Consider the following 17,696-nt stretch of genomic DNA (forward strand, 5'->3'; position numbering starts at 1 on the left):
GTGCTAATGCGAGTCTTCGTGACAGGCGGCGCGGGGTACGTCGGCAGCCATTGCGTGAAGCACCTCGTCGCCCACGGGCATGAGGTCGTGGTGTACGACAACCTCGTCTACGGACATCGCGCCGCCGTCCCCGGCAACGTCAGGTTCGTCAAGGGTGACTTGGGGGACGCTCCAACGTTGCGCGCGGCACTCACCGCCGGTCCCTTTGACGCGGTGATGCACTTCGCGGCATTTGCCTACGTCGGCGAATCGGTGACCGAGCCGCTCAAGTACTACCGGAACAACGTGGCCAATACCCTGGGTCTGCTCGAGGCCATGCACGTCGTGGGTGTCAGGCGGCTCGTCTTCAGCTCAACATGCGCAACCTACGGCGTCCCCGATCGCGTTCCCATCACCGAGTTCACCGCCCAGAATCCGATCAATCCGTACGGCCGGTCCAAGCTCATGGTCGAGTGGATGCTCCAGGACTCGGCCCGGGCGTGGGGTCTGGGAGCATGCGCCCTGCGATACTTCAACGCCTCCGGGGCGGCGGCGGATGGCTCGATCGGCGAAGACCACAAGCCGGAAACCCACCTCATCCCGATCGTGCTCCAGGTGGCTCTGGGGCAGCGCCCCCACGTCGGCGTATTCGGTACGGACTACGATACGCCTGACGGTACATGCGTTCGGGACTACATACACGTGGATGACTTGGCCAGCGCCCATCGCTTGGCAATCGAGGCAATCAGACCCGGGGAGGCGCGGTTCTACAACGTGGGCACGGGCAAGGGGAATAGCGTCAAGGAGGTCATTGACGCCGCGGCCCGAGTCACCAGCCGCACCATCCCCTCCGATCCCAACCCGCGTCGGCCGGGTGATCCGCCCGTACTGGTGGCGGACGGCGACAAGATCCGTCGGGAACTCGGCTGGCAGCCAGCCTACACCGACATCGAACAGATAATCGCGTCCGCCTGGCGTTGGCATGAGGCCCACCCGAACGGTTATGAGGCTTGAGTACTGGCGTGAAACGGCGGAGAGTTGAGAAGCCGGAAAAAACCGGTCGGCGGAGTGACGCCCCCTCACCGGAGCTTCCCAGCCGGCCAACCGACCGACCCGATGACATCCTGCGCCGATGGCCGGTCCTCGTGCTGGCCGCTACCACCTGGCTGCTCACGCTGCCGCTGTTCGAGCCGCAATCATGGTGGCCACTCGGCTTCGTCGCATTCGTTCCCTGGGTCGTGGCCACCTGCGCAGCTCGTCAAACACGCTGGATGTGCTTCGTGGCCTATCTGCTGGGTACGGCCTACTTCCTCATGCATCTGCGCTGGCTGGGCGTGACCACCGCGGCCGGCCATGTCGCCGCCTCGCTCTACCTGGCCATCTACTTCGTTCCCGCGGCTTGGGCGGTACACCACATGTATCGCCGGCGGCACATCAACGTCGTACTCGCCTTCGCCGTGGCCTGGACCGCCCTGGAGTTGATCCGCAGCCGCGGGCCGCTCGCCTTCCCCTGGTTTCTCCTCGGTCACAGCCAGATCCGCTTGCTGCCCATGATCCAGGTGGCCGACCTGGCCGGGGTCGGCGGCGTCACCTTCGTGCTGGCCGCTGTCAACGGCTTGATCGCGTCCGTCGTCCTGAGATCCCTCCCCGAATGGAAAACGGGAAGGTTCAGGTTGCGGCGACCGGGATGGCCGTCGATGCTCGGCGTGGCCGGGCTGGTGCTGGCGACCCTCGTCTACGGCCGGACCCAGCTGAGTAGGGGCGTCGTGACCGAGGGGCCCCGGGTCGGCGTAGTTCAGGGTGACTTCCTGCTCGATACCACGTCCGGATACGATCCGCGAAAGGAGGCATCCAAGGCCGCCGCGTACTTCGACATGGTGGATCAGGCGGCTTCGTCATCACCGGACATGATCGTTCTGCCTGAGACGCCCTGGGCCATGATTCTGAATGACGAGGCCCGGCAGATCTACGCCTCAGCAAAGGCCTATCACAAAGAGTTCGTCAGACTGGCCCAGGAGCGGCGTGCTTACATCACCGTGGGGGCCATGTCGGTCATTCCCAAAACCCAGGGATCCTATCCCGAGGAGCTGCGACACAACTCGGCTTTCGTCTACTCGCCCAGCGATCCCGAACCCAAACGCTACGACAAGATCCACCTTGTGCCGTTCGGCGAGTTCGTGCCTTTTCGCTACACGCGGCGGCTGTTCTGGCTGTACCGGTTCTTGAACGACGGCTCCTTCAACCCGTGGGGGCGCGGCGGAAACGAGTACTCGCTCACCCCCGGCCGGGATTTCGCCACTTTCCCCCTGCCCAGCCCCCTGACCCCCGGCCGCGACGCTCGCTTCGGCATTACCATCTGTTATGAGGACGTGATCCCCCACGTCTTTCGCGGTTTTGTCACCGATCCGACCGGTAACAAAAAGGCCGATTTCATGCTCAATATCAGCAACGACGGTTGGTTCGGACGCGGGGAGCAGCAGCCTCAGCACCTCGTGAATTGCGCGTTCCGGGCGGTCGAGAATCGGGTCGCGGTTGCCCGGTCGGTCAATACCGGGGTGAGCGGTTTCATCAACTCCGACGGCTCCTGGCATAATCTGGTGTCCGATCCGGGTGGACGGCCCCGGGCGGGCGGTACCGGCTTCCGCGTCGCCCGAATCCCCCTCGACCCGCGGGTGTCGTTCTACAGCCGATACGGCGACGTATTCAGCTGGTCGTGCGCGATCGTCACCCTCGGCGCCCTTGTGGATTCGATGGTTCTGTGGATGATGGGTCGTCGTGCGTCCCGTGCGATCCTGGACAATTCGGAGAAACAGAGGAACCCATGATGCGGCAGCGGGCTCTTTCACGTCGGGCGGCATGGTTGTGGACGATGGCTACGGTGGTCAGTGGGGGCTGTGCCGCCACCTCAACACCGCCGCCGGAACCCCAACTGCGTGAGTTGGCCACCCAGTGCCTGCGAAACGGGGCTCGCCTTGCGAATCGCCCCGATGTCCGTAGCATGGCCACGGAAGCCATTGCCAGAGCCCTCAAGAATGAAGCCCCGCTCGTGCTCCGCGAGGCACTGAAGGACGAGCACCCGGTCGTGAGATTCACGGCCTGCATGGGGCTCGGCGAGTTGAACAGCGTTGACGCGAAGGACGCCATCCGGCCGCTTCTCAACGATTCCAGCGGCAGTGTGAAGGTCGCGGCCTACTTCGCCCTCGAGCGGATGGGTGATGCCTCCCACCGCCTGGCCTGGCGCGACGCAGTCACAAGTGCGGAGGATCCGGCCGTCCGTCGTAACGCGGTCACCGCCCTGGGGCGGCTGAAAGACAAAAAGGTCTGCGCTCTGCTCTGGAAGGCGGCAGCGGGCGATTCAGACGAGGGCGTCCGTATTCAGGCGGTGGAATCGCTGGCCTACCTGGGCGACACCCAGGCAATCAGTCGGCTGATTCACGACGCATATGGCGGCCTGGCCTTCAAACAGCCCTTCTCGCTGCTGGCGCTGGGGCACGTGAAGGACGACCGCGTCATTCCGGCCTTGCGTGCCCGTTTGGCAGGCGCCCAGTACCTCGAGGCCAGATTGGCGGCCGCGCGGAGCCTGGGCATGCAGGGCCTGGCCGATGGATACAACCTCGCCCTGCAGTCGCTCGACTGGAATCAGCCGAGATCCGATCTGCCCGACGACCCACCGGTGAACCAGATCATGCGCGTGCGGATGATGGCCACACTTGCCCTCGGCGATATCGGCAAGCGGGAAGCGCTCGGACCGCTGACCCAGGTGATGAAAAACCCGGATGACGAGCGAATCCAGGTGGCCGCCGCCACCTCCATCCTGATGATCCTCAACGCCGAGGGGGCCAGGCCCTGGGCTGGCCGGTAGCAACTGCAATGCGATGGCTCCCGTTCACCATACTGGCGGTTCTTGCCCTTGTGCTTCAAACCACGGTGGCTCAGTGGGTCCATATCTACAGCCGAGACATCTGGCCGAACTGCATGTTCATCCTCGCGGTGCACTACGCCTTGTGGGGACCCTGGCCGGACGCCGCCATCGCCGCCTGGATTCTGGGCTTCGCCGTCGATCTGCAGACGATCAGCAGCGGAGGAGGCGTGGGCCTGTATGCCTTCTCGTTCGGCGGCAGCGCCTGGATTATCATGCGTATCCGTCATGCGTTCGTCCGCGATCATGCCCTGACTCAAGTGCTGGTCACCTTGACCTTCACCTTGCTCATCGAGCTGCTCGTGGGCGCGTACCGGCAAAGAGGAGCTTGGTCGCGGGACGGTGCCGCGGCCGTCTGGTGGCCGGCGATGGGCAGGGCCGTCTATACCTCCGCGTTGGCACCGTATCTGCACTGGCCGCTGGTCAAGCTCGGGCGCTGGACGGGGCTGAAGCCGCAGACAAGATGATGCCGCAGGTTGCCTCGTGACGACTGCGGAGCCGAAAATGAAAACGGGAGAATGCCGGGACGGTGTTGCAGCGGTGAGTCTTCGAAAGTCGACGACGGCCGCTTCGGCCGAGAATGAACGGCTCAACACAGATGGCTGAAAGCTGATAGCTCCGCTTGTTCGAAACGCGGCTCAAAGTACTGTTGATTCTCCTGGCTCTGCCCGCCCTGGCAGTGATCGCCCGGCTTGCGCAAATGCAGGTGCTTCACCGCTCGACTTACGCCAATGACGCCCAACGCATGCTGATTCGGCAGGCCAAGTACTTCCCTTGCCTGAGGGGGACTATCGTCGACCGCACCGGTCACCTGCTGGCGTCGGATGCGACGGCATGGGATATCTGCGTTCACTACGGGGTCATCGCCGGCGACGTCGAGGCGTTGCGCGACCTGCAGCGGAAGCGAGCCAAGGACCGGCGGTGGCGAGGTTTCGACGATGGACTGCGTGCCGAAATCGAGGAATCCTGGCAGCTCATTTCCGATATGACCGCCACAACCCGCGAGGACCTCGCGGCGGAAGCGGAGAATATCCGGGCTCAGGTGCTCCGCGTCAAGGCGAGTGTCAGTGCTCGCCGCGGCGTGGAGACGGTCGTCGAAGAGGAGCGCATGGCCCATCCCGTCGTTCGTGGCCTGAGCCAGGAGCAGCAGGTGGCGGCCAGCGTGCGGCTCGCCCGGTACTTCTGGATCGAGGTCCTGCCGAGCCACACGCGTCAGTACGCCGGCGGCGAGGCGATGAGCCATATTCTCGGGCGGCTGGGCCCGGTCGACGCAGAAACGGTGGAGCGCGATCCGAACCGCGAGGACGATCTCGCCCGGTACCGTCTGAGCGACATGCGGGGTATCAGCGGCGTCGAGGCGCTTGGCGAATCATGCCTGCGCGGGCGGCGAGGCAAACTCGAGGAGGACGTTGTCGGCCGAGCAACTTCACAACCCATCGAACCCGTCAACGGCAAGGCTTTTCGGATCACAATCGACTACCAACTCCAGGAAACCCTCTATGCTCAACTGGCCGCCGCCGTCGAGGAAACGCAGTTCCGTACCGGGGGTTGCGCCGTGCTCCTTCACGTCCCCACCCGCCAGGTGCTCGCGATGGTAGACTACCCATCGGTCGATCCCTCCGCGAGCCCCGAGGAGAAGGGGCGGCTGGCGAAAGACAAGGAGCGAATGCCTTACCTGTTCCGGGCCGCGGCCGAGTACTACCCGCCCGGCTCACTGGTCAAACCCATGCTCCTGGTCGCCGCCCTGACCGATCAGCTCATTACCCCGGAGACCCGCTTCGTTTGCCACGGGAAGCTGTTCTCGGAGTCTCCGGGCTGGGCGTGTACGGGGCTCCATGGATCTATCGATCCGGTCACCGCCGTCCAGCATAGCTGCAACGTCTACTACTACCACGTCGGGCAGCTCATCGGAGTCCCGCGACTCGGCGAGTGGCTCGCCCGCTTCGGCTTCGGCCGGGTCACCGGCTTGGGCATCCCGGGCGAGAAACCGGGAATTCTCCCCCAGGAAGCGAGTCTCGGAGCCGCCCGGAATGTCGGCATCGGCCAGGGACAGTTCAGTGTGACGCCGGTCCAGGCAGTCAACATGATCGCTACCCTGGCGACCGGCACCTACCGCCCGCTTACCCTCTGGCTCGATGATCCCGATCCGAACCCGGAAACCCGACTCCCCGTGCCGGAGCAGTGCTGGCGCCTGGCCCGCGACGGAATGTACAGGGTCGCCAACGAGCCGGGCGGCACGGCCTACGGGGAGCATCGGGCGAAGCTCGACGATCCGGAGTACGTCCTACTGGGTAAAACCGGCAGTGCCGAGGTTGCCCGCGGGCGGACGATCGAGTCCACCTTCTTCTGCCACTTCCCGGATGGACGGGTGGAGGAGATCGTCGCCCCGGAGAAGGAGGACGTCCTGGCCCGCTTTCCGCCGGAAGAACAACCGAAGATCACCGGCTGGCGGTCATACACTCGATATCCACCGGACCCGCTGGGAACGTACACCCACGCCTGGTTCGCCGGTTACCTCGCTCCAAAGAGCCGCAAACTCGACGCAATCGGGCCGGGTGACCTGCACTTCGCCATCGCCGTGGTCATCGAGTTCACCGGGCACGGAGGCGAGGTGGCCGCCCCTGTCGCCAGAACCATGCTGCAATCGGCACTGATTCGGTATCGCGGAGAGGATGGCTCCGCGGCCAAGGAGGCTTCGTGATGTGGTCGTGGGTGCGGCTGCCAACCTGGCACGGCTGGGGTTTGCTGCTCCCCGTCGCCCCGCTCTGCGCTGCCGGGGTGCTGACCATCCACATCGCCGTCGATCACGACCCCGCCCGCGAATTGGCTCCGGCTCTCAAGCAGTTGATCTTCATCGGCAATGCCCTGGTCATCATGCTCATCACGCTGGCGATCGGCTACCAGCGGCTGGGCCGGATCTCGACGCCCTTGTTCCTGATCGTCGTGGGCATGCTGGTCTACATCGGACTCGACAAGTACGTGGATGTGCCCCTGGTCCGCGAGGCAAGAGCGTGCCGACGATGGATCTTCCTGCCGGGAATCCAGGTGCAGCCCTCTGAACTCATGAAGATCGTCTACGTCCTTGGCCTGGCGTGGTACCTGCGCTATCGGCGGAACTACCGCACCCTCGGCGGGCTCATCGCACCGTTTGCGATTACCCTGGTCCCGATGGCCCTCATCCTGACTCAGCCCGACCTGGGTACGGTTCTCCTCTTCTTGCCCGTGTTGTTCGCGATGCTGTTTGTGGCCGGCGCTAAACTCAAACATCTGACGGTCATCGTCCTGCTCGGACTGATGTGCATGCCGGCCTTCTGGTTCAAGATCAAGGGATACCAGCGGCTTCGGGTCGCGGGTGTGTTCCTCCAGAGCCCAGCCGTACGCGACTACTTCAGGGACCAGCCCGAACGCTGGGATCGGCTGTGCCCGGCCAAGACCAACAAGGCGGAATGGCGGAAGGAACTCACCGACTGGACCCAGCAGACCGGCTATCAGCTGGTGCACAGCAAGACCGCCGTGGGCAGCGGCGGCGTCTGGGGGCAGGGGTGGGGCAGAGGACCGTTCTCGGAGCACGACCTGCTCCCCGAACGTGAGAACGACTTCATCTTCGCCATGGTCGCCCACCAGTGGGGGCTCGCGGGCGGCATCGCATTGCTGCTCTGCTACGCCCTGATCGTGGCCATCGGCTGCGACGTCGCCACCCTGACCAACGATCCGTTCGGGCGGCTTCTCGCCGTCGGCTTGTCCACCCTGATCGCCGTCCAAACCCTGACCAACCTGTGGATGGCCATCGGCCTGGGACCAATCACCGGCCTGACCTTGCCATTCGTCAGCGCCGGCGGAACCAGTATGGTCTCCAGCTTCGTGTGCATCGGCCTTCTGCTCAGCGTGGCCCACCGGCGCGAGAAACTGATCGCCAGAAACCCCTTCGAGTTCGATGACGAGGCGGAGCGGTATGAGAAAAGGTGACGCCGTGCGGGGTGCGCGGGACGGCCACGCAATGCATGACGACGCGGGGCAAAGGGCGGTCACCCGGTCGGCGGCCATGCCCGGAGGAGACTCGCTTGCCCTGAACACACCCGCTCCCGGCGACGTGAGGTGCGTCCGGCCCTCCCCCCGCCCGGCGACGGCGGCTCACCTCGCCGCCTGGATGGCACCGGGCCGCTCAGTACTCCGGCGGCAGCTGCTGGAGCTGTGCGTAACTGAACACCGGGCCGTCCTTGCAGACGTAGATCTTCCCCACGTTGCACCGGCCACACTTGCCGAAACCGCATTTCATCCGGTTCTCGAGTGTGGTGTAAACCTGTTCGGCGGTGAAGCCCAGCTGGGTGAGCACCGGCAGCGTGCGGTTGATCATGATCGGCGGACCACAAACCAGGGCAATGGTGTTCTCGCTGGCCGGTGCCATCTTCTCCAGCACCGCGGGCACGAATCCGACCTCGCCTTTCCAGTCCGGCGTCTGGCCGCCAGGGTCCACGGTGGTCACCAGTTTCACGTTGCCCGACTTGCGCCAGCCCTCGAGCTCCTCCTTGTAGACCAGGTCGGCCACGGTGCGTGCCCCGTAGAGGATGGTCACATCCTTGTAGCGGTCGCGAAGGTCGAGCACGTTCCAGATCACGCACCGGAGCGGGGGAAGCCCGATACCACCAGCGATGAAGAGCAGGCTCTTGCCTGCCCATTGGTCGAGCGGAAAGTGGTTGCCATACGGCCCGCGGAAACCGATGATGTCACCTTCATCCTTGGAGGCCAGGGCGGAGGTGACCCGCCCGGCTTGCCGGAAAGTGCACTCGATGTAACCTTGCCGCGTCGGCGGTGATGCGATGCAGAACGTGGACTCACCTTCGCCGAACACCGAGTACTCGCCGAACTGCCCGGCCTGGAAACTGAAGTCTCGGCCGACGGACTCGTCCACGAAGGTGAGCCGGAAGGTCCGCACTGCGGGAGCCTCCTCGACGACCTTGTCGATTCGCATCAGCTGGGGTCGGTAGGCATTGGACTGAGCAGCCTCCATTACTTGGCCTCCACAAGCGATTCAAGGTGCTCCAGCAGGTTCATGTCCGCGGGGCAGGAGCGCGAGCATCTCCCGCATCCGACGCAGGCGATGTAACCAAGCCGGTCGGGGAAATAAGAGAACTTGTGCATGATCCGCTGCCGCCACCGGTCTCCCTGGGAGTGCCGCGGATTGTGCCCGGAAGCGTGCAAGGTGAACTGACCGTGCCCGCAAGAGTCCCAGCACCGCAACCGGGTGCCACCTTGCCGGTTGGCCTCGTCCTGGATGTCGAAGCACGCACAGCAGGGGCAGACGAACGCACAGGTGCTGCAGCCGATACAACGCATCGCCTGCTCGCCCCAGATCTCGTTCCGGGTGAACATGTCCGGCAGCTTGCCGGTCAGTTCCTTGACCTCGAACTTCACCGGGATCTTGGGCAGCAGTTCTTCCTTGCTGACCTTGCCGGCCGGCCCGAACAGGTCCTCGGCCAGGCTCACGATCCTGCGGCCTTTCTCGGTGACGATCTCGGCTAGGTAGTCGCCGGATCCCAGCAGGGTCAGCGACAGATCGCTGCCCGAGGTGTCCCCCGGTGAGCCACCTACCGACGTGCAGAAGCAGTAGTCGTCAGCCTTCGTGCAGCTCATGCCGATGACGGTCGTGGCCTCGAGCCGCTTCTGGAAGAAAATGTCCTTCACGTCCCAGGCGAAGACGGAGTTCAGGATCGCGAAGCTGCGGGCGTCGCACGGTCGCACGCCAAACAGCACCGTGGGAGTGGCCTGGAACTCATGATCCTCGATCCGGACATCCTTGGCCGTGAAGGTGTAGTTGACCAGCTCCTCACAGCGGGGGAACACCGCACCCTTGGGCGACAGCGTCGTCTGGACCGCCTCGCAGTCGACGTCCGCCAGCGTGGCAACCTCTTTGAAGACCACGTGCCCGTCGTTCTTGCTGGGGGCCAGGACGCGAAAGCCGCCGCCGCGGATCCGTTCGAGCAGCGTGCCGAGGGCCTGCTTCTTGAGGATTCTTGTTTCCATCGTTGATCTACCTGATGAAGTCTTCCTTGTCGTCGGGTTTGAAGGACGAGAGCGCGTATTCGGAATCGGCGGACATGCCTGCGATTTGGTCGAAGTCCGACTTCACTTCCCTGGCCAGCATCTGGGTCAGCAGGTTGAGCGGGATGCCCACCGGACACGCGTCCGAGCAGCTGCCGCAGTCGATGCAGCGCCCGGCAAGATGCATCGCCCGCATCAGGTGCCACTCGAGGTTGCCCAGGGCGTGAGGCGCCGGCGAGATCCACTGCGGCTGGTTGCACTCCACCGTGCACCGCGAGCAGTAGCACAACGGGCAGGACGACCGGCAGGCGTAGCACTTGATGCAGTGCGAGAACTGCTCCTTCCAGTAGGCCCATCGCTCCTCGGACGACATCGCCTCCAGGCGGGCCAGCTCCGGATTGGACTCCCACTCCATCGGTACCGTGGCGACGTAGCTCTCGATCGCCTTGAAGTCGGGCAGATCGAGCAGCTTGCCGTCAGCGGAGATGCCGAGAACGACAAGATCGCCCGGGGCGAGTTGGCGCTCGGCCGCCAGCTGGAGCAGCGTCCGCATGGCCGGCGGCCGGGCGACGACGGCCGGCTTGCCCATGGCCTTGACCTCGGACCTGGTGAGATAAACGGCGAGGTTCTGCTTGCACCGGGCGTCACAGACGAGCTTGTCCGCCTGCTCGGCCTTGCGGACAAAGAGCGCCCGGGCCCGATACTTTTCCGAGCCTTCCCCGTAGCCGATGACCACCTTCACCGTCCCGCCAGCCAGCAGTTCCTTGGCTTTTGCTCTTAGTTCTTCCATTACGCGACCTCGATGGGCTGGTGTCTGAGGGCGAGCAACTCCTGATACTGCTTGAACGGCCCGAGCTGCCGGATCTCCGCAACCGTCTCGTTGACCAGGTCAGCCCACTTGGCCCCCTCGGCGGCCGAGACCCAGGCGAACTTGATCCGCCGGGTGTCAATCCCCACAAAGCCCAGCAGACTGCGGAACAGAACCCACCGTCGCCGGGCGTGGTAGTTGCCGGCCGTGTAGTGGCAGTCGCCCGGGTGGCAGCCGGAGATGATCACGCCGTCCGCACCCTGGGCAAAGGCCCTCAGCACGAGCATGAAATCGATGCGGCCAGTGCACGGCAGGCGGATGGCCCGCACGTTCGTGGCGTACTTGATCCGGCTGGTCCCGGTCAAATCCGCCCCGGCGTAGGTGCACCAGTTGCACACAAACGCGGTGATCTTGGGTTCGAACTCACTCACTGTCGGACGCTCCTAGAGGGCCATCACTTCCGCGAAAACCTGGTCGTTGGTGTAACCCTGCAGGTCGATGGACTTCGACCGGCACAGGGCCACGCATGTGCCGCAGCCTTGGCAGACGCCGGCGTTGATCTTGGCCACCGTCTTGATCAGCTGACCGTCGCGTCCACGGATCTCCTCCCGCTCGATGGCCTTGTACGGACAGGCCGACTCACACAGGAAGCAGCCCACGCAGGTCGAGAAAAGCGGCGGCACAGAACGATTGACCACCGCGATGATCGGCTCGCGCAACAGCTCCGACTGCGAGAAGAGACCGGCGACCTTCGCCGCCGCGGCCGAGGCCTGGGCCACGCTCTCGGGAATGTCCTTGGGGGCTTGGCAGGCGCCGGCCACCATGATCCCTGCCGTGTTCGTCTCCACCGGCTTGAGCTTCGGGTGAGCTTCCGAAAGGAAGTAGTAGGGGTCGTAGCTGACCTTGAGCGTCTGGGCAAGCTGCTCGGCCCCGGGACTGGCAACCATGGCGCTGGCCAGCACAACCATGTCCGCCTTGATCTCGAGCGGTTTGCCGCCCAGCAGGGTGTCGGCCCCCTTGACGATCAGTTGACCGTCCTCCTCGTAGATCCGAGCGACGCGGCCGCGCACGTACTTGACCCCGTCTTCCTCGATCGCCCGGCGGACAAACTCCTCGTACATCTTGCCGCCCGCGCGGATGTCCATGTAGAAAACGTAGGCCTTCCCGCTGTGCACCTTGTGCTTGTACAACATCGCATGCTTGGCGGTGTACATGCAGCAGATCTTCGAGCAGTAGTCGATGCCCTTGGCGGGATCGCGCGAACCGGCACAGGCGATGAACACCACCGTCTCCGGCGTCTTGCCGTCCGACGGCCGTTTCATCACGCCCTGGGTGGGACCCGAGGCCGAGGCCAGACGCTCGAACTGCAGGCCGGTGATCACGTCTTTGTACTTGCCGTACCCGTATTCCGGGAAGAAGTCGGTGCCCTTGACCTCGTAGCCCGTGGCCGCCACGATCGCTCCGATGTCGTGCTCCACGATCTCATCCTGCTGATCGTAGCGGATGGCCTTGGTCGGACAGACCTTCTCGCAGATCTTGCACTTGCCCTTGAGGAAGAATGTGCAGCGCTCGCGGTCGATCACCGGCTTGTTGGGCACGGCCTGCGGGAAAGGTACGTAGATCGCACCCCGCAGTCCCAGCTGGGCGTTGAACTCGCTGGGAATCCGCTTGTTCGGACATTTCTGGGTGCAGAGCCCACAACCGGTGCAGAGCTTCTCGTCGACGCCGCGGGCCTTCTTCCGGATCCGCACCTTGAAGTTGCCGATGAAACCCTCCACCCTCTCCAGTTCGGAGTACGTGTACAGCGTGATGTTCGGGTGCCGGGCGGCCTCAACCATGCGCGGGGTCAGGATGCACTGCGAGCAGTCCAGCGTCGGAAAAGTCTCCGAAAGCTGGGCCATGTGCCCGCCAATCGAGGGCTCGCGCTCGACCATGACCACCTTGTGACCGGCGTTGGCAATGTCCAGAGCCGCCTGGATGCCGGCGATCCCACCACCCAGCACCAGGGCAGTCTTGGTCACCGGAACCTTGATCGGGTACAGCGGCCGGTTCCGCCTGACCTTCTCGGCCATGACCCGCACCAGGTCAATGGCCTTGTCCGTGGTCTCCGGCGTCCGCTCGTGAACCCAGGAGCAGTGCTCCCGGAGATTGGCCATCTCGCAGAGGAATGGGTTCAGCCCGGCCTCGGCGCACGCCCGGCGGAAGGTCGGCTCGTGCATGCGCGGAGAACAGGCGGCCACGACCACGCCAGTCAGCTTCTGGTCGCGAATCGCCTCCTTGATCATGTTCTGCCCGGGATCCGAACACATGTACTTGTAGTCGGTGCTCACCACTACCCCGGGGAGGTCGCCGCAGGACTTGGCCACGGCCGCACAGTCCACGGTCGCGCCGATGTTCTCACCACAGTGGCAAACGAAAACTCCGATTCGCGACATTAGTGTTCATCCTCCGTCGCACCCACCGGGGCCGCGGCCTCCCCATGCCCGGCACAGCAGCAACCCGCTTCCCGTGGCTCGGAAAAGACGACCGGCACGATGTGGCGATGCATCCCCAACGTCTGGTCATCCAGCCCCAGGGCCAGTCCAACCACCTGGCTGATGTACAGCACGGGAATGGAATACTGCCGGCCTTTGTGCTTCTCGATCGCTCCCCGCCGCAGGTCGAGATTCACATGGCACATCGGGCAGGCGACTACGATCGCTTCCGCCCCCCGGCGAACCGCATCGTCCACGATCTTGCCCGAGAGCTTGGCCACCAGATCCGTCCGCGATACCGAAAAACCCGCCCCGCAGCACTCGGTCTTGTACGCCCAGTCGATCGGGTCCGCCCCCACCGCCTTCATGATCTCGTCCATGCTCTGCGGGTCTTCCACCCGGTCAAACTTCAGCACCTTGTGCGGCCGGACCAGGTAGCAGCCGTAGTAGCAGGCCACTTTACGCTTGAACGGATGACGTACCTTGTCCGACAGGCCACCCGCGCTAAACCGACCCAGAATCTCGAGCACGTTCAGCACCTTCGGCTTGCACTCCAGGTCCATCTCGATGATGCCGACGATCTTCTTGCGGAGCGTCTCGTCGGCCAGCAACTCGTGGCGAGTGATCGCCAGCCGGCTGTAACAGGCCGAGCAGGGAACAGCCAACTCCTCGATGCCGGCCTTCTCCGCCTGGGCGAGAATGCGGGCAGGCAGGGCCAGGGCCAGATCGTGGTTCAGGCTGTGGGCGGCACTCGCCCCGCAGCAATTCCAGTCCGGCACGTCCTGCCATTCGATGCCCAGCTGGACGGCTACCGCCCGCAGGGACTCCGCATACTCCCGCGAAGAACCCAGCAGAGAGCAGCCCGGATAGAGTCCTAATCTCATTCGTGGTTGTCCTTCCGTTGGGAGGTCAGGTGGAAGATCCGCGACATGGCCGCTCGCCCCTCGATCAGGTGAGGCAGGAATTTCATCTTCCCTCGCTTGAGCAGCTTCGGCACCGCGGTCAAATCCTGGAGGAAGTGCCAGGAGCGAGTCTTGTAGTCCGAGATCAGGCCGACCTCATACAGACGACCGGTGTACTTGATGCAGTCCAAGAACGACTTGTGGAACGCCAGGATGTCCTTGGCCTTGGGATTGACCATGCCCCTGGCCATCGATTCGCTGCGGAGGTACTCCATGACCTTGGCCAGATCAACCTCCTTGGGACACCGCGAATGACAGGTCTCGCAGGTCAGGCACAGCCAGATGGCCTCCGAGCGCAGGGCCCGCTCCTCCATCTCCTTGCTACCCAGCTGGAGCAGGTGAAGGATCTGGCTCGGCGAGTAGTCCATCTCCTCGGCCAGCGGGCAACCGGCGGAACACTTGCCACACTGGTAACACTGAGCGGCCGATTCCCCGGTCGATTCCAGCACCCGGTCCGCGAGGCTGGCCGGCTGATGAAGCTCATGAACAGCTTGTGACATGGCGTCGGGTTACTCCCCAATGGTTGTTACAGACATCCTATAAGTGCCTTCACGATATCGCAAGGGCCAATCGTGAAAAAAGGCACCGTCTTCCGCACCCTCCCCGAACCATGCGAACACCTACCTTACAGTACGACCAGACAAGCTGTGAGAACACAGGTTCCACAAAAAAAGTGGTCTAACAGACCGTGGTGGGGCGGCAATCCGTAGCACCGCTGGGACAATGGTTTATCGCACTCAAGCCGTGCCTGATCTCAGGGGTAGTCACAGGGGATCACGAAAACCACCGGATTCGATTTGCCCGGACCCGATTCCTGTTGTACATAGACTGTGCGACGTGAAGGTCGCGAACGCTTGACACCTCAAGCAGTCCCGGCAGCTCCGGTAGGATGTGCCGCGAGGTCCGAAGGACATGCGGCGGTCGGCGGCAACGCACGACGGCACGTCCGGTGAACTCATAGCCAGGGCTTCGGCAGGTCCGAATGTTCGGGACGAGGCGGGTGTGAAAACCCTCTAAGGGTCGCTCCAGTCGCTCCGGCTGCTTGCGGTCAGAGATCCGAGTGGGGCCAAGCGACGGCTGATCGATACTCTGTGGCGCCGACCGGCGGCGCGACCGTCCCCCGCGGACGGCGGCTCCTCCGGGTGAAGCGCGAGAGAGGAGATCGGGCGAAATCCCGGTCAAGGCCGTCGCCGGTGTGCCCTCGAAGGGGAAACCCAGGGGAGCATCCAGCGCCCGGCACGCTAAACACGTGTCCGGTCGCCAGGGACTTCCGGAAGGGTCGAATCCCAGGAACCGCGGCCTGCGGGGCCGACCACGTGGCTTCGGCCGTGTGGTTGATCCGTTGGCGAAACGGTAGGTGGGTGCACTCGGGCGGCAACGCCCGCGTACCTTTCGGGAGGAGAACGCTCCGAAGGGTGAATCCCATGAGCGCTGCCGGGTTGAAACAAAACCGGCGCGGGACCGAAGGGAGAAAACCGTCAAGAGGGTAGCCAAACCCTGAAGGCGGAACGTAGCGGGCAGGCAAAGCCCGCGCTGAGTGGACCTCCGGTTCCTCAAGTGCTGTAGGGAGCGAAAGCCCATGAGAGGAGCCCTCCGCCGCGGCGGTCGGCTAGGTGGATCGGGTGATGGCTCTGGAGGAAGGCTGAACTCGAAGAGAGGGTGGGACTGGTGGTTTAACTACTTCCAGACCTGTCCGTTGAGGGAAAACCACACAGCCGGGCGAAATGGCACAACGGCACAGTGGGATCGCTTGACCAAGAGAGCGATACTTCACCGGATGCGGAACTCTGAACGAGCGGCTAATTCCGAGAGCAGGCCCAACGGCGGCGACGCCCAGGGCAAACCGATAAACCGAATACTCTGAAGGGCCCGAAAACGTTCGCTTCTTCACGTCGTTCTTTTTTGCGCCGAGTTCGCCCTGCACCCTGCTCGCCATGCAACACCTTCCAGCGAACCCCCCCGGGTAGCCAAAGTCGATCAACAACCTGGAAGAAGCCCTGTCAGGGTCTCGCCGCCGTGCGAAGGTGGTACCTGTGACCTCGCCCGCTTCCCCAGACGGCTGATCGCTCACCGTTTCTGAGAGCTGACTCCTCCTCATTCAGTCGCCGCAACCTGTATCTGCGGCCCTATCCTCTCCGGAAAAACACCGCTGCAGGAAGCCGAAGTCCGACTGATCCACGTCGCCGTCCTTGTCGAAGTCGGCCTTGGCACAGTTGCCCGCATGGGGCACGGCCGGTCCGGCAACGCAGGCGGCGAACGTCTTCATGTCTTCTGTGTCGATATCCCCATCTCGGTCGAAGTCGCCGAGGATGTACTCATGAGCGCCAATGTCCACGATGGGTGCGGTGCCGAGGCCAGTGTCAACCGTGATCGGATCGTTGAAGAAACGCGGCAGGCTGCCTAGATCGGTTAGGATGCGGGGGGGCACGGCGCCGTTGTCGCCGGCGTCGATGCAGGGCGAGCCGGCCCTCAGGTGCAGGTCGCCCAGGTCATCGTCGGCAGTACCCCATTTTCCATCCACTCCAGCAGTCGGCGACAGAACCAATTGCGGGTCGGCAGAGATGTTGCCATCGGTGCCCGTGGGGTTGGCCACGCCGGAGTAGTTGTAGGCGGTATTGCCGTAGACGCAGTTGTACCGAAGGTTCGACCCAGACCCGGACGCGCAAATCCCCGAGGAGTTGAACGCGACGATCGTGTTGGTGATCGTCGGGGAGGAATAGTGGCAGTGGATTCCGCCGCCGTCGCAGTCAGAGTCGGTTCCGGTTAAGGCATTCCCTGTGATGGTGTCGTTCGAGATCGTCGGCGAGCCGCCGGAACAGTAGATTCCACCGCCGCAGGAACTGCTCGTTCCGTCTGCGATGTTGCCGGTGATCATGTTGTTCGAGATCTTCGGCGAGCCACCGAAGCAGTAGATCCCGCCGCCGTAGGCCTGACGCCCGATTGCGCTGTTCCCCGTGACCGCGTTATTCGAGATCGCTGGCGACCCGCCGGCGCAGTAGATCCCGCCGCCGGGGGCGTATAGCCCGGTCACGCTGTTTCCCGTGATCGTGTTGTTGGCAATCGTGGGAGAGGAAGAGTCGCAGCAGATTCCGCCGCCCGCCTTGGTGGCTTTGCCGTTGCGGATGGTGAAGCCGTCCACGGTACCCAGTTCACTACCGAACGGCACGCTCACCACGCTGCCGCCGGCGTTGCCGTCCAGAATCGTCACGTGGGCAACCCAGTCCCGCTGGTCCCGGCGGAACTCCGTTCCCGCAAAGCCGCCGTACACGTGGACGCACGCCTCTAAGGTGATCCGTTCGGTGTACGTGCCCGCCGCCACCCACACGTCACCGCCGCCAGGGCCTGCGATGGCGTTGATGCCCGCCTGCACCGTCCGCTTGGCCAGTTCCCAGCTCGAACCGTCATGGTCATCGTTGCCCGAAGGGCTCACCCGAACGACCCTTAGCGTGAACGAAGGCGTCGTCCCGTCGAACTCGTCCGCTCCGATGTCCACGCGTCCGCCCTGATCTCGCCGC

General features: G+C 64.0%; 14 protein-coding genes. 6 read left to right on the forward strand and 8 right to left on the reverse strand.

The window, feature by feature from the left end; translation table 11 throughout:
- The first annotated feature begins 6 nt into the window (after positions 1–6).
- The 6 genes from galE to KA354_16855 all read left to right on the forward strand — a co-directional run bounded on the left by galE (position 7) and on the right by KA354_16855 (position 7,864).
- Positions 7–993, forward strand: a complete 987-nt coding sequence (gene galE / locus KA354_16830; protein MBP7936306.1) for a UDP-glucose 4-epimerase GalE — start codon at positions 7–9, stop codon at positions 991–993.
- A gap of 8 nt (positions 994–1,001) precedes the next feature.
- Entirely contained in the window at positions 1,002–2,804 is a 1,803-nt protein-coding gene (lnt, locus tag KA354_16835) for an apolipoprotein N-acyltransferase (protein MBP7936307.1), read from the forward strand.
- A 44-nt stretch (positions 2,805–2,848) separates the two neighbouring features.
- A complete protein-coding gene (locus KA354_16840) occupies positions 2,849–3,841 on the forward strand; it encodes a HEAT repeat domain-containing protein (GenBank protein MBP7936308.1) in 993 nt (330 codons plus the stop codon).
- A gap of 8 nt (positions 3,842–3,849) precedes the next feature.
- Positions 3,850–4,365, forward strand: a complete 516-nt coding sequence (gene mreD, locus KA354_16845) for a rod shape-determining protein MreD (protein ID MBP7936309.1) — start codon at positions 3,850–3,852, stop codon at positions 4,363–4,365.
- A gap of 155 nt (positions 4,366–4,520) precedes the next feature.
- Entirely contained in the window at positions 4,521–6,599 is a 2,079-nt protein-coding gene (locus KA354_16850; protein MBP7936310.1) for a hypothetical protein, read from the forward strand.
- Positions 6,599–7,864 (forward strand): rod shape-determining protein RodA, encoded by a 1,266-nt coding sequence (locus tag KA354_16855; protein MBP7936311.1) that lies wholly within the window; start codon positions 6,599–6,601, stop codon positions 7,862–7,864. The genes KA354_16850 and KA354_16855 overlap by 1 nt, the downstream gene beginning before the upstream one ends.
- A 196-nt stretch (positions 7,865–8,060) precedes the next feature.
- On the opposite strand, the gene KA354_16860 is transcribed toward KA354_16855, so the two are convergent.
- The 8 genes from KA354_16860 to KA354_16895 all read right to left on the reverse strand — a co-directional run.
- A complete protein-coding gene (locus KA354_16860) occupies positions 8,061–8,906 on the reverse strand; it encodes an FAD/NAD(P)-binding protein (GenBank protein MBP7936312.1) in 846 nt (281 codons plus the stop codon).
- Entirely contained in the window at positions 8,906–9,919 is a 1,014-nt protein-coding gene (locus KA354_16865) for a 4Fe-4S dicluster domain-containing protein (GenBank protein ID MBP7936313.1), read from the reverse strand. Before KA354_16865 ends, KA354_16860 begins: the two co-directional genes overlap by 1 nt.
- 7 nt (positions 9,920–9,926) lie before the next feature.
- A complete protein-coding gene (locus KA354_16870; GenBank protein ID MBP7936314.1) occupies positions 9,927–10,727 on the reverse strand; it encodes a 4Fe-4S dicluster domain-containing protein in 801 nt (266 codons plus the stop codon).
- Entirely contained in the window at positions 10,727–11,176 is a 450-nt protein-coding gene (locus KA354_16875) for a hydrogenase iron-sulfur subunit (protein ID MBP7936315.1), read from the reverse strand. Before KA354_16875 ends, KA354_16870 begins: the two co-directional genes overlap by 1 nt.
- Positions 11,177–11,188: 12 nt before the next feature.
- Positions 11,189–13,180 carry a CoB--CoM heterodisulfide reductase iron-sulfur subunit A family protein gene (locus KA354_16880; GenBank protein ID MBP7936316.1) on the reverse strand — a complete coding sequence of 664 codons (1,992 nt, stop codon included), beginning with the start codon at positions 13,178–13,180 and terminating at the stop codon, positions 11,189–11,191.
- Entirely contained in the window at positions 13,180–14,103 is a 924-nt protein-coding gene (locus KA354_16885; protein MBP7936317.1) for a CoB--CoM heterodisulfide reductase iron-sulfur subunit B family protein, read from the reverse strand. The genes KA354_16880 and KA354_16885 overlap by 1 nt, the downstream gene beginning before the upstream one ends.
- Positions 14,100–14,681 carry a 4Fe-4S dicluster domain-containing protein gene (locus tag KA354_16890; protein ID MBP7936318.1) on the reverse strand — a complete coding sequence of 194 codons (582 nt, stop codon included), beginning with the start codon at positions 14,679–14,681 and terminating at the stop codon, positions 14,100–14,102. The genes KA354_16885 and KA354_16890 overlap by 4 nt, the downstream gene beginning before the upstream one ends.
- Before the next feature lie 1,598 nt (positions 14,682–16,279).
- Positions 16,280–17,696 (reverse strand): DUF1565 domain-containing protein (locus KA354_16895; GenBank protein MBP7936319.1); only part of this gene is annotated, 1,417 nt, incomplete at its 5' end.

The sequence above is a fragment of the Phycisphaerae bacterium genome (assembly GCA_018003015.1).
Classification (GTDB): Bacteria; Planctomycetota; Phycisphaerae; order UBA1845; family PWPN01; genus JAGNEZ01.

Coding starts and splice junctions, on each gene's coding strand:
- KA354_16870 (MBP7936314.1), bottom strand. CDS start 10,727: ATGGAAGAACTAAGAGCAAAAGCCAAGGAACTGCTGGCTGGCGGGACG.
- KA354_16855 (MBP7936311.1), top strand. CDS start 6,599: ATGTGGTCGTGGGTGCGGCTGCCAACCTGGCACGGCTGGGGTTTGCTG.
- KA354_16860 (MBP7936312.1), bottom strand. CDS start 8,906: ATGGAGGCTGCTCAGTCCAATGCCTACCGACCCCAGCTGATGCGAATC.
- galE (MBP7936306.1), top strand. CDS start 7: ATGCGAGTCTTCGTGACAGGCGGCGCGGGGTACGTCGGCAGCCATTGC.
- KA354_16885 (MBP7936317.1), bottom strand. CDS start 14,103: ATGAGATTAGGACTCTATCCGGGCTGCTCTCTGCTGGGTTCTTCGCGG.
- KA354_16840 (MBP7936308.1), top strand. CDS start 2,849: ATGGCTACGGTGGTCAGTGGGGGCTGTGCCGCCACCTCAACACCGCCG.
- KA354_16890 (MBP7936318.1), bottom strand. CDS start 14,681: ATGTCACAAGCTGTTCATGAGCTTCATCAGCCGGCCAGCCTCGCGGAC.
- KA354_16880 (MBP7936316.1), bottom strand. CDS start 13,180: ATGTCGCGAATCGGAGTTTTCGTTTGCCACTGTGGTGAGAACATCGGC.
- KA354_16865 (MBP7936313.1), bottom strand. CDS start 9,919: ATGGAAACAAGAATCCTCAAGAAGCAGGCCCTCGGCACGCTGCTCGAA.
- mreD (MBP7936309.1), top strand. CDS start 3,850: ATGCGATGGCTCCCGTTCACCATACTGGCGGTTCTTGCCCTTGTGCTT.